We start from the raw sequence: 11984 nt of genomic DNA, 5'->3' as shown, positions 1-11984 counted from the left end.
CCAAGTATTGAATCAATACAAACATCAGATACAAAAAAGAGCCCAAAAGCAAATCGCATTTTGGGCTCTTTTTTTGTACTCAACCTAACAAACTAAATAGCGAACATTTGGCTTAAGCGAGCTTAAAATAACTGCTCACGCCATTGAGCAGCATTTGAATGGAGATGATCACCAACAGCAGCCCCATTAAACGCTCTACAGCTCGCAACCCTCGCTCCCCCAGTAACTTATGGAAGAAGTCGTAAAACATCAAAATCAGGAAGCTTGCTCCCCAAGCTAACAACACAGCCAACGACCAGTCCATCATCCGATCTGGCTGCTGATTTGATAACAGGAGTAAAGATGCAATCACCGATGGTCCCGCAATCATTGGAATCGCAATAGGCACAATATAAGGCTCTTCACCTGCAGCCAGGCCAGTCACACCACCAGGTTGCGGAAAAATCATTTTTATGGCGATGATGAACAAAATGATACCGCCGGAGATACTCAACGTTTCAGGCTGTACATGAAGAAAGTTAAGAATGCTTTGCCCAGCAAAGAGAAATAACATCAAAATGATCAGAGCAAAAATCAACTCCCTCACCAAGACGATACGACGCCTTTTCGGCTCAAGATGTTTCAAGATCGATAGCAGTACTGGCAAATTGCCAAGCGGATCCATGATCAAAAATAACATCACCGCTGCGGAAATTATTTCCATTTTAACTCTCTACACTTTGTTAGGCGCATAAATAAAACAACCACTCTAATGATTATAATCGCTAGAGTGGTTGTCGCATTTCTTTTGGATATTTAGATAACTTAAAGCACAGTGCTCAAAGTATTAAGTAAGCTTGAATTAGTGATGGCAAACTTTTGCTTGATTCAGAGTCAGACCCATTTCAACTTCAACGACTTTTTCTTTACTGATTAAGAACGTCATCAATTGCGCCAAAGTAAGACCTTGTTGGCTGCACGTATGAAAGCGCATTGATTCACCAAAACGAAAGTCCACTTCTTGCTGTAGCTTCTCATGAGTCAGCGTATTATCACACAGAAGTTCCATCACTTCATGGCCATGGGTTGAATTCGACATAAGCACTAGGCTCCTAGATAAAAAGTTAAGCCATCATTGCTGCGCACGCCATTAACGTCAAAGAAAAGACGTATAGGCCAGAAATCATTACTTCACCGTATTTAAACGGCCTACGGCAATGATGAATCGCAAACAATAATTTGGAAACCAGCATGATAAGACAAGCAACAAAGCCTGCCAAACTTAATGAACTGCTTTCCGTTAACCAAACCTCACCAGAGGCCCATGATAACTGAAGCAGTATAGCCCCCATGATGGTGGCAGGGAAAATAAGCGAATCAAGTAAAGGTAAAAACAACAACAATAAGATAACGCCTGTCGCAACCAATAAAGCAGGTAACCACCAAACAATCTCACTGTGCAATTGTAGCCAATAGAATTTACTCAAGCACGTAAAAGCAAACATCGCGATAGTGAAAGAGATTGTGTTCTTACCTGGCAAAAATGCATTGCACATTTCGCTCATAGCCAACAACCCCAACCCCAACAGCATCCACACATTTGTCGTGGAAAATGGTTCGAAAAATATCAGCAGGCTGAATAACAAAGCAATGCTGCTTAAACGAAATCGAGTCAAGCTCGAGGCCGATACCTGGCTAGTTGATGTAGAAATCAAACTTGATATTCCCACTAATGTATACCCCACTAAATGGTCATGCTTATTTAGTAATTTGCACAGTTTAGTGTTGGCAAAACTTAAGTCCAGCAACAAAACCGAATAATTGGATCTCAGTAAGGATATGGTCCAGATTCAAAACAATACCGAATAATGACAGGCAACACGCCCGAAATGGAGCTTCGATATAGTTTCGTTGTTCAGGTTACCTAGGAACTACCCCAGTTACGCACAGGCAAAGACCGCACAAAAGCAATCGGTTGCCAAGGGAGAACCAAATAGTAAAAAATAAAAATCATATCAAATAAAAACAATAACTTAACACAACAAAAATCATTTTAGACCTCATCCAACACCCTACCACCACTGACATCGCTCACAAGACAGAAATCGATTCAAAAATGACAATTTTCTGCTATCAACCCTAACTTTACCAAGAAAACACTTCCTAACTTAAAAACAAACAGCGTTTTATTGCCATTAGCCCTACTCAGAAGCCAAAACCGATCATTTTAAATATTACAAATAATGAACAGTGAAAAATGGACAAATAACACTTATTTATTAGCAACTTAACGGAAGTAAAATAACGATTTGTGATACAAGCCTGATAATTAAACAATCAAAACATGACACAAACTTGACGTAAAATCGCCGATTAGGAGCGATTAAAGTTACTTTTTTGGAGACCAGAGAAGATATAACTTGATCAAAGACCGAAAACCATGCTATTCTTTTTGTCAACGGTTTATAACAAAGAATTTAGGAGCAGTGTTATGATTTCTTCCTCTCAAAAACAAGGACTTGTGATGATTGCGGTAGTAGTTGGTTTAATGACACTGCCGATGATGTACTAGTCACATCACAAAAGACCTTTTTAAAAAAAGGGACGCTTAATGCGTCCCTTTTTTTATTTATGTTCACTAACCACTCAGATTTGGCCAAAAGCGAAGATATGTTGTTCTACTAATTCAAAATAACCAAGCACTACAAATGTTTACTTAATTCATTCCAGTGGACGTAATAGAAACTCAGCGCTGCTAACGTTATTAGCCCCATTAATGCCAGTGCAACCCCCCACACAAATCGGCCGCTTCGTGGCGTCAGTTCTTTTTCACATTCATCACAAACTTTCAAAAATGCCTTCCGGCTTTCAAGCACAAAGCCATCTTCGTGCACGATTTTGTTTCGAATGGTTGCCACATACCGCAACTTCTTAATGACATCATGAGGCAAGCGTTCTTCAGTACTGGTTACCAACTCATGAAGCCCTTTGCCCGACGCATGATATTGCACTCGTAACAGTTTTTCTAAGCGACGTGTCCGGGTGACTACTTTTTCAATATCAGACATATCAGCGCCTCCTGTATTTCCATAACCAATTTTTTATTTTCATGCACTTACTTTCAGACCAACATACTCTAAATTTAGCTCAATAAAATCAATAAAATCAATAACTGGATCACGAAATCTATGACTGTATTGTCCGCAGACTTCCGCTCTAGGTAAACTGTCCCTGAATTTATAAGGATATAACGCATGCCACTTTCTATTTTTGGACTCATGTTGCTGCTGGCTATTGGTGCTGGCTGGTTTTTTGTTGGCTTTCAACGCAAACACACTTTTGGCGAGGATGCACCAGAACAAACGGCACTTGTTACCATCTTAGATAAACAATCCATTGAAATTGAAGACACCAAACCAGGTGAAGAAGATCAAGAGTACTGGATTTATGTGCAAAAGGGCCGAGTGGGCCCTAAGCGAGAGTTTCAAGTTGGTGTTCACTACTTTTCAGCTCTGAACCCTGGAGACAAAGGCATGCTCACCTACCAAGGTGATAAATTCATGCACTTTGCTTTAAAGCGCCCTTAAGGTACGAGCCAACGAGTGGCTTTGTATTTGGCTAACCACCAGCTACACAATAAGGCCGCTCCGCCACTGAACACAATCCACAATGGTAATCCAACTAAAGGATGAAGCAGAGGCCACTCCAGCTGATATAACGGCCATAAGAAGATCGGATGGAGTAAATAAATACCCAAGCTATAACGGCTAATAAACGCGACAATTTTCAAGGTCGATTGAGATAGACCATCGGCGTATTTTCGGCACAACATGAAGATCATACTTGCTGCCAAAACGGTGTTGATCGTTTTATAAGAAAGCCAACGCCCTACTGTGTATTCCCCATTTTCAACACTGCCACCGATAACCCAATAAATCGTCGCTAGCAAAGCAATAGTGCCCAAAGAAAGCACCAACCACAGGTTACGTTTGGTCAAAGGCGCTACTTGATATAAAGCGTACCCAAGCATTAAGTACCCTGAAAACAACCAAATTTGATTTGACCAAGGCCCATCAATTCGCAACATAAATAGCGTGGTGGTAAACAACCAAATAGCAATAAATAGCCACATTCCCCTAGTACCATGCACAGTGATCACCCATCGGTAAATCGGAACTAAGAAGTAAAGGGGTAAGAAGTAATAGAAAAAGCCAAGATGATAATAGGTTTGGTGATGGACAAAATCACCGATCGCTTGAGTGACGGGCTGCCAATCGAAGCCACTTCCTGTCCAACCAGCGAATACCGCATAAAAGGCCGACCAAGCCAAAAATGGGACCAGCACTTTAGCGAATCGCTTTTGAAAAAAGACTTTGGCTTGGAAAGGCCGAGTATCACTAAGTAAAAGAGCCCCTGTGATCATGATGAACACAGGTACAGCCCAACGGCTCACACTGTTTAAACCCACCGCGATCGACCAATGCTCAAATGGTATCTCACCCATTAGGTGGCGATAAGGCCCTAAAGCATGAATCAGAACGACAGCAACGGCCGCTAAGCAACGTAATAAGTCAAAAAATAATACTCGCTGAGCCACGCGGCCTCCTATATTCAATGTGTCACACTAAGCATAACAACAACCATATAAGAAGCAGGACAAATTCAGGTAAATTTCCTGTTAACCCTGACGCGCGCTCACACCCTTAGCCTTTGAGTGGCGAGGAAGTCGAATACTGATGAGGACAGTAACAAACAAAAATACAAACGAAACCCACAAACACGCGACGATACCCGCTTCTTGAAATACCCAGCCAGACAAAATAGTCCCAATCAAACGCCCCATTGCGTTAGCCATATAATAAAACCCAACATCCAACGACACGCCGTCGCCTTTTGCATAGCTAACAATCAAATAGGAGTGTAACGAAGAGTTGATCGCAAATACCGCTCCGAACACAAGCAAGCCTATCGTAATCACCCATTGTGGCTGCCAACCTAATTGCATGAGATAAGCAATACCTGCGGTCACAGCGGCAAGAATACTTACCCAATACAGCGCAGAACGTCCATCAGGAACTTTGCCCTCGGCTTTCCCGGTGATCTTAGGGGCAAAACCTTGTACGACACCGTAAGCCATCACCCAAACAGCCAAAAAGCCACCGACCCAAAAATGATCCCAGCCAAACACGCTGCCAAGATAGATAGGCAATGCCACCACGAACCACACATCACGAGCACCAAACAGGAACATTCGTGCTGCCGACAAACGGTTAATGCTGCTCGACTTAGAAAACACCTGTGTGAACTTGGGTTTTGACTTCGCTTTACCCAGATTGTTATCAAGTAGCATTAAGCTAGCGATGAACACGGCAGATAGCACAACCGCCATACCCAAAACCGCATTTTGGAAACCGACTAAAGATAACAGGGCGCCCCCCATAAAGAAGCCCGCGCCTTTTAGGGTATTTTTAGAACCGGTTAAAATCGCTATCCATTTATACAACGAGCCTTGCTGCTCATCCGGAACCAGCGCCTTGATGGAGCTTTTCGCACTCATCTTGTTCAAATCTTTTGCAATACCAGACATCGCTTGTGCGGCCATGACCCATGGTATGGTCAACCAAGCACTTGGGACGGCCAGCATCAACAAGGCAAAGACTTGCAAGGCCAAACCAATGTTCATGGTTTTGTTCAAACCAAGCCGAGCCCCTAACCAGCCACCAATCAAATTAGTGACCACCCCAAAAAACTCGTAGAACAAAAACAGCGAAGCGATGGCCAACGTGCCATAGCCTAAATCATGAAAGTACAACACAACAAGCATGCGCAGAGCGCCGTCTGTTAACGTGAAGTTCCAATAGTTAAACGTCACCAACATGTACTGTCGGACACTGTGGCTTAGATTGCTGAAAAGGGGCTTTATTAACATAACAAGTGGGCTCTCAACTAATTGCAATGCAGGTATTCGAGCTCTAGGAACATCATGCCCCTAAAGCTCTGCTTGCTTACATTTTGTTAGCGACGGATTGGATATAGTCTTGCTGAACGGCTTTAGTAAACGCTCCTGGGCGAAGCGCTTGAACTTCAGTCACGATTTTTTCCAGCGGCCAACCCTGCTCTAATAACAAGTGAGCGGCCAATAGCCCTGTTCGACCCGATCCTCCCATGCAGTGCAACGCAACTTTGTCGCCTTGCGCTAATAGTGCTTGAATACTTGGGCTCGCCAATTGCCATTTAGCTGCAAAGTCAGCCTGTGGAGCTTTGTCATCTTCGATCACAATATGATGCCAAGCCATTCCAAGCTCTTGCGTCAATGTGCCTAGCGCTGCCACTCCTTTGTCTTGCATCTCTTGTTCGCTGATCGCGGTAACAATGGCTTTCACACCTTGTGATTTTAATTGGCTCAATGATTCAGCTAACTCAACCCCTTTTGTGCCAGGGCAAGGTGTCAAAATCAAAGCGGCCTCTTTTTGACCGGTTGCTAAACTCCAAACTGGATGCTCCATCGTTATTCTCCTTTCGCCAAACCAACCGTACGCATAAGCTCTGCAGTACGTGTCGCATAGCCCATTTCATTGTCATACCATGCATAAATTTTCACCATTCTCTTACCAACTAACATAGTAGACAATGCATCAACAATGGTAGAGCGCTGATCGCCACGGTAATCAATCGACACTAATGGGCGTTCTTCAAAGCCCAGAATACCCGCCAATTCACCTTGCGACGCCTCTTTTAGCATCGCATTAACTTCTTCCACCGTCGTGTCTTTCTCAACTTCAAACACAATATCGGTCAAGGATGCGTTCGCCAGTGGAACACGAACCGCGTGCCCATTAATCTTACCCTCAAGATCCGGGAAAATTTCGATAATGGCCTTAGCGCTACCTGTTGTGGTTGGGATCAAACTCATGCCGCAAGCTCGCGCACGACGTAAGTCTTTATGAGGCGCATCAAGAATCGTTTGAGTATTGGTTAAGTCATGGATAGTGGTAAATGAAGCATTCGCAATGCCCAACTTCTCATGAATCACTTTAACCACGGGCGCTAAACAGTTAGTAGTACAAGAAGCAGCCGTTACAATTTTATGTTTTAATGGCTCAAAAATCGCGTCATTCACTCCCACAACAACATTAGCAACATTGGCATCTTTCACCGGGGCTGAAACAACCACGCGGCCAACACCTTGTTCCAAATATTGATTGAGCTTGTTGATATCACGATTAACACCAGTGGCTTCAATCACCACATCGCAATCAGACCAATCCACCGCAGAAATTTCGCTCTCTTGCGTGGTGACGATACTCTGTCCCTGCACTTGGATTACATTACCTTGAGAAGTAACGGCATGCTCCCAGCGGCCTTGAACAGAGTCAAATTCTAAAAGGTGCGCCAACGTCGCCGCATCACCCGCAACATCATTGATGCGCACAAATTCCACTTCTGACCAGTTAAATGCAGCACGAAGTGCTAAGCGGCCAATTCGGCCAAAACCATTAATACCTACTTTGATAGTCATTACTTCTCTCTTTGTAAATTGAATTAATTGTAAATTGGAGCCTAACTGCAGACTGGCTTTTCAGCTTGATTTAAGCGCGATGTGTCTTGCTTGTACTGCGTTGCTAAGCAGTTTGATTCTTGCAAGCCAGATATCACGTTACGCATCCATCCAGGCAGTGAATCCGCCACATCGTAATAAACCCATTGCCCTTGTCGCTCATCTTTAAGTACACCGGACTGACGTAACTGTGCCAGATGGCGTGAGATTTTTGGTTGGCTCTCCTGCAGTGCTTGCGTCAACTCGCAAACACATAAGCGGCCTTCTCTGGCAATGAGAAGCAAACACCTCAAACGTGTTTCATCTGATAACAACTTAAAAAACTGATTAGGCAACATCACAATAAAACCTCATATACGCATATCCATATATATTAGTTAAAAAAAAACACGCGTCAATGCGCGTGTTTCAATTGTCACAAATTATTCATGAAGAGGATTCAATTAAAGAGCTCTGTATTTGCTCGCTCCAGGCCATTGCTTCTACCAGTTCATGCCGAACATCGTCGACTTCAAGGCGCAGTGTAATACAAAGCTTTTCAATGCCTTGCCAGTCAGCTTGCTCAAAGCACTCTTCGATCGCAAGCAGCAAACCTAGCGGCCCACGTCGCTCCAAAAGAGCAATATTAATCTCGGAGCTCAAAGGCAACTGTTTTAACAAATGATCCATGGAATGATCTAAAAATGAGTCGAGTAATGAAAATAGTCCGAGCAAAAAAGCATGATCGCGCTGTTCAGAAAAAGGCTGGTACCGCGTCATCAAATGGCAAAACCGTGCTCGTTGCAAAGAGAGTTTGCGTAACTCACCCGGCTTGCTAACGGAGACATAAGAGGCAACCACAAGAGAAACAAACTGCTTTAGCTTGTCTTGCCCTAAATAAACCAAAGCTTGCTTAAAGGATGAAATGGGCACCATAATGCGCGTAGAAAATCCGTTCACAAATTTAAGCAGTTGGTAACTCAGGCTCACATCACTCGAAATCAGCAACTCGACTTTATTATAGTCAACATCCACTTTGCACACTTCATAGAATAGCTGCATCGCAAGCACTTGTTCAGGTTTGATAGCATGGCTTCTCACCACTTCCGGTTTACTGAAAAAATAACCTTGGAATAAATGAAAACCCGCCTCCTTAACCAAATCGAACTCTTGTTGGGTTTCTACCCGTTCAGCTAAGAAGCGACTTTTACTGCCTTGCTTAGCTCGATCTTGTACATACTGGCACGCTCTTTCTAGGCCAACCTGCATCAAGTCGATCTTGATAATTCGAGCATAGGGAACAAATCTCTCCCACTCGACACCCAGATCAAAATCATCAAGTGCAATGACATAACCATTACGATGCAAATAACGTACAGCTTGCAATAACTCGTCTGTCGGTTCACACGTCTCTAGAATTTCGACCACGATGTGCTCTTTGGGCAAAGCCATAGGCAATAAGCGGATCAAGCTCTCTTGAGGAAAATTAATAAAATAGCGCGATTGGCGGCTGGTCGTTAAAGACTGAAAAGAGAGGAAGTTCTCGGCGATTAAACGGTACGTTGCACGGTTTGATCCTACATGTTCAGGGTAGGCATTCTTTTCACCATCACGAAATAACAACTCATAACCAATGGTGTGGCACTTGCTATTAAGAATCGGTTGTCTTGCGACATAGGTATACATACCGAAAACCTGCTAAAGCTCTGAGATGTCTTTATTAAATGACGAATTGGGTACACATTTAATAGCGAATACCAATAAAAAGCAATGCCATACCTTGGATTATGCGCGAGCAGTCGCGAGTAATAGGCCACAACCGACAAACATACTGCCAAAGACTTTATTAAGCCTCGCCATCATTGCCTCTGAACGAATAAATCGGCCTAACTGAGAAGCTAGCCCTGTATAAAAAAGCATCACCACAGTGTCGATTACGACCGTTGTTACACCTAAAATCAGTAATTGAGGCAATTGATTGGTGGTAGGATCGATAAATTGAGGAAATAACGCCACCAAAAACACAATAGATTTAGGGTTGGTTAAGTTAATGATGATCGCGCTGCGCAATAACTGTAAGCCCGACTTTTCACCACCAGCGTCACTAACGGATAACGACGACGTATCACGCCACTTATTGATTCCAAGCCAAATAAGATATGCCACGCCAACCCACTTAATGATAGTGAAAGCGGTAGCTGATTGAGCAACTAAGGCACCAATCCCCGCACCAACAAAGGCAATATGAATCATCAAACCGATTTGCAACCCAGCAATGGCCGGTAATGATTTTTTCATGCCATGACTGATACCATTACTAACCGAGTTTACCGTACCTGATCCTGGCGCTAAACTAAACACAATGGCGGTCAGTACATATGCTAACCAAATTTGTAAATCCATAACTCTTCTCTCACGGGCTTAAGCGTAGACACTCTTGTGCATTCGCATATACTGGACCTAAGCACTAATTTGCACTTGTATTAAGTAGAACTCTCATGCCAAATGATCCGACTGCCGATTTCACATTTAGCCAAGAAGATAACTATTCTAACTTCTTTAATGGCAAGATTGCGCCTTTTTGGCAGCAAAGGCAAGACGGTTTTTTAACCGGAACAAAAGGCGCCTCACTCTACTGGTCAGCCATGACCGCAAATGAAAACACCAAAGCGATTGTCTTTATTAATGGTCGAATTGAAAGCGTCTGGAAATACCAAGAACTGTTCTTCGACCTATTTTCTCAAGGATATGACGTTTTTTCTTACGATCATCGTGGCCAAGGCGCTTCAGAACGCCTCTGTCATGATCCGGAAATAGGGTTTGTAGACGAGTTTGATGACTACATCAAAGATATGGCGTTACTTGTTGATCATTGGCCTTTAGAAAAATATCAACACCGTCACTTGATCGGCCACTCCATGGGCGGAGCCATTGCAACTCGCTACCTACAACAAGAGACACATCAGCCATTTGACTCTCTGACATTAAGCTCGCCAATGTTTGGCGTGGCACTGCCTTGGTACTTTCGCCCCATCGCGCAAAAACTGGCTCAATGGATGGCCGCTAGAACCACACACCCTAAATACGCACCAGGTCATCGCAATTATTACCCAAAACCCTTCGAAGACAATCGCTTAACCCAGAGCCTTGTTCGGTATCAGTGGTTTCGTGACCTGTATGAACAATTACCGCAATTGAAGCTTGGTGGCCCAAGTACCCACTGGGTAGCCGAAAGCTTAATTGCGGCCCAGCAATGTATCGATAACGCGAGCAAGCTGCTAACACCAACTCTGTTAATGCAGGCCCAGTGCGATCAAATTGTTGATAATGCATCCCACGTGCGCTTCACCAACCTGTCTGGCTCGCACGTGATGTTAGAAAGTATCGAAAACGCGAGGCACGAGATTCTATTTGAAACCGACACGATTCGAACGCCAGCACTGCATTCGTTACTCACGCACCTTAATCAATGCGAAGCACATCGTGAGAAAGCGAACGATTAAAAGGGGAAATGTGGGTTTACCCTCTTTTTTAATCTTATTATCCCCTAAAATGAATCGGTATTAATTTGAGCTCCCTATTTGTATTAATTTGAGAACGCTATGACCCAAGTGAAAAATAATGCTTCATTTAACATTGTTGCCTCTGATCTGGATGGCACTCTTCTCGCTCCAAACCATCAGTTAACTGAATTTTCCAAGCAAACCTTGAAAGACTTACACAAACAAGGATTTCATTTTGTGTTTGCAACAGGAAGGCACCATGTTGATGTTGCTGGCATTCGTGGACAAGTGGGTATTCCGGCGCACATGATCACATCAAACGGCGCTCGTGTTCACGATGAGAATGATAATTTGATGTACAGTCAAAACGTTCCAGAACAATTAGTACAAGGTGTGGTCGACGTCATCAAGGTCGACCCAGATGTGATCATTCATATCTACCAAGATGAACTATGGTTGCTTGATCGTGAAGACGACCGCCTCAAGAACTTCCATGAAGAATCTGGTTTCTCCTATCAACTATTTGATGCCGATAATGCGCCTACAACCGGGGTTGCAAAGCTCTTTTTCACCTACCCAGATCATGAGCATTTGGTGAAATACGAACAAGAACTCAACCAAAAGTTTGAGGGCCAGCTTAACGTGGCATTTTCGACACCGTGGTGCTTAGAAGTCATGGCTGCGGAAGTATCCAAAGGCGAAGCACTTAAAGCGGTCGCCGAAAAACTAAACCTAACGTTGGAGAACTGCATCGCATTTGGTGATGGCATGAATGACGTCGAAATGTTGTCTATGGCTGGCAAAGGGCTGGTGATGGAAACCTCTCACGAGAAAGTGAAAAAAGCCTTACCAAGCAATGAGATCATTGGTAGCCATGCCGATGATGCCGTCGCTCATTACTTGCGTGAACACCTGCTATAACAGCGACTCCCTCCGAATTCATTAGCCGCTTATGTATGAGCGGC

At 43.7% G+C, this 11984-nt stretch carries 14 protein-coding genes; 3 read left to right on the top strand and 11 right to left on the bottom strand.

The genetic code is table 11. The features are described from left to right. Positions 1–112: 112 nt before the first annotated feature. From QWZ04_RS07570 to QWZ04_RS07555, 4 genes are all read right to left on the bottom strand, one after another. Positions 113–703 (bottom strand): YhgN family NAAT transporter, encoded by a 591-nt coding sequence (locus tag QWZ04_RS07570; protein ID WP_290326580.1) that lies wholly within the window; start codon positions 701–703, stop codon positions 113–115. 138 nt (positions 704–841) lie between these two features. Further along, positions 842–1078, bottom strand: coding sequence for a YecH family metal-binding protein (locus QWZ04_RS07565; RefSeq protein WP_290326578.1), 237 nt, complete (start codon positions 1076–1078; stop codon positions 842–844). 25 nt (positions 1079–1103) lie between these two features. After that, positions 1104–1709: a lysoplasmalogenase family protein gene (locus QWZ04_RS07560; RefSeq protein WP_290326575.1), complete on the bottom strand. Its 606-nt coding sequence runs from the start codon at positions 1707–1709 to the stop codon at positions 1104–1106. A 972-nt stretch (positions 1710–2681) separates the two neighbouring features. Then, positions 2682–3047 (bottom strand): DUF4145 domain-containing protein, encoded by a 366-nt coding sequence (locus QWZ04_RS07555; RefSeq protein ID WP_290326573.1) that lies wholly within the window; start codon positions 3045–3047, stop codon positions 2682–2684. Positions 3048–3233: 186 nt separating this feature from the next. Between QWZ04_RS07555 and QWZ04_RS07550 the strand changes: the two genes are divergently transcribed. Further along, positions 3234–3566, top strand: coding sequence for a DUF2500 domain-containing protein (locus QWZ04_RS07550; RefSeq protein WP_290326571.1), 333 nt, complete (start codon positions 3234–3236; stop codon positions 3564–3566). Here the strand turns inward: QWZ04_RS07550 and QWZ04_RS07545 are convergent. The 7 genes from QWZ04_RS07545 to rhtB form a co-directional block, all read right to left on the bottom strand. Beyond that, positions 3563–4576 carry an acyltransferase gene (locus tag QWZ04_RS07545; protein ID WP_290326570.1) on the bottom strand — a complete coding sequence of 338 codons (1014 nt, stop codon included), beginning with the start codon at positions 4574–4576 and terminating at the stop codon, positions 3563–3565. The genes QWZ04_RS07550 and QWZ04_RS07545 overlap by 4 nt on opposite strands. Before the next feature lie 81 nt (positions 4577–4657). Beyond that, positions 4658–5908, bottom strand: a complete 1251-nt coding sequence (gene arsJ, locus QWZ04_RS07540; protein ID WP_290326568.1) for an organoarsenical effux MFS transporter ArsJ — start codon at positions 5906–5908, stop codon at positions 4658–4660. 76 nt (positions 5909–5984) lie between these two features. Further along, entirely contained in the window at positions 5985–6485 is a 501-nt protein-coding gene (locus tag QWZ04_RS07535) for a cyclin-dependent kinase inhibitor 3 family protein (RefSeq protein ID WP_290326566.1), read from the bottom strand. Between the two features lie 2 nt (positions 6486–6487). Beyond that, complete coding sequence (locus QWZ04_RS07530) at positions 6488–7498, bottom strand: ArsJ-associated glyceraldehyde-3-phosphate dehydrogenase (protein WP_290326564.1); 1011 nt, start codon at positions 7496–7498, stop codon at positions 6488–6490. Between the two features lie 41 nt (positions 7499–7539). Continuing rightward, a complete protein-coding gene (locus tag QWZ04_RS07525; protein ID WP_290326624.1) occupies positions 7540–7875 on the bottom strand; it encodes a metalloregulator ArsR/SmtB family transcription factor in 336 nt (111 codons plus the stop codon). A gap of 88 nt (positions 7876–7963) precedes the next feature. After that, complete coding sequence (locus tag QWZ04_RS07520; RefSeq protein WP_290326562.1) at positions 7964–9202, bottom strand: EAL and HDOD domain-containing protein; 1239 nt, start codon at positions 9200–9202, stop codon at positions 7964–7966. Positions 9203–9301: 99 nt separating this feature from the next. Next, positions 9302–9919 carry a homoserine/homoserine lactone efflux protein gene (gene rhtB / locus QWZ04_RS07515; protein ID WP_290326559.1) on the bottom strand — a complete coding sequence of 206 codons (618 nt, stop codon included), beginning with the start codon at positions 9917–9919 and terminating at the stop codon, positions 9302–9304. A 95-nt stretch (positions 9920–10014) separates the two neighbouring features. Here rhtB and QWZ04_RS07510 point away from each other — a divergent pair, with 95 nt between their 5' ends. Next, positions 10015–11019, top strand: coding sequence for an alpha/beta fold hydrolase (locus QWZ04_RS07510; protein ID WP_290326557.1), 1005 nt, complete (start codon positions 10015–10017; stop codon positions 11017–11019). Between the two features lie 99 nt (positions 11020–11118). Then, positions 11119–11940, top strand: a complete 822-nt coding sequence (locus QWZ04_RS07505; protein WP_290326555.1) for a Cof-type HAD-IIB family hydrolase — start codon at positions 11119–11121, stop codon at positions 11938–11940. Positions 11941–11984: the final 44 nt, after the last annotated feature.

Source organism: Vibrio tapetis subsp. quintayensis (assembly GCF_030409945.1).
Classification (GTDB): Bacteria; Pseudomonadota; Gammaproteobacteria; order Enterobacterales; family Vibrionaceae; genus Vibrio; species Vibrio quintayensis.
This window is presented reverse-complemented; position numbering and strand designations above follow the sequence as displayed.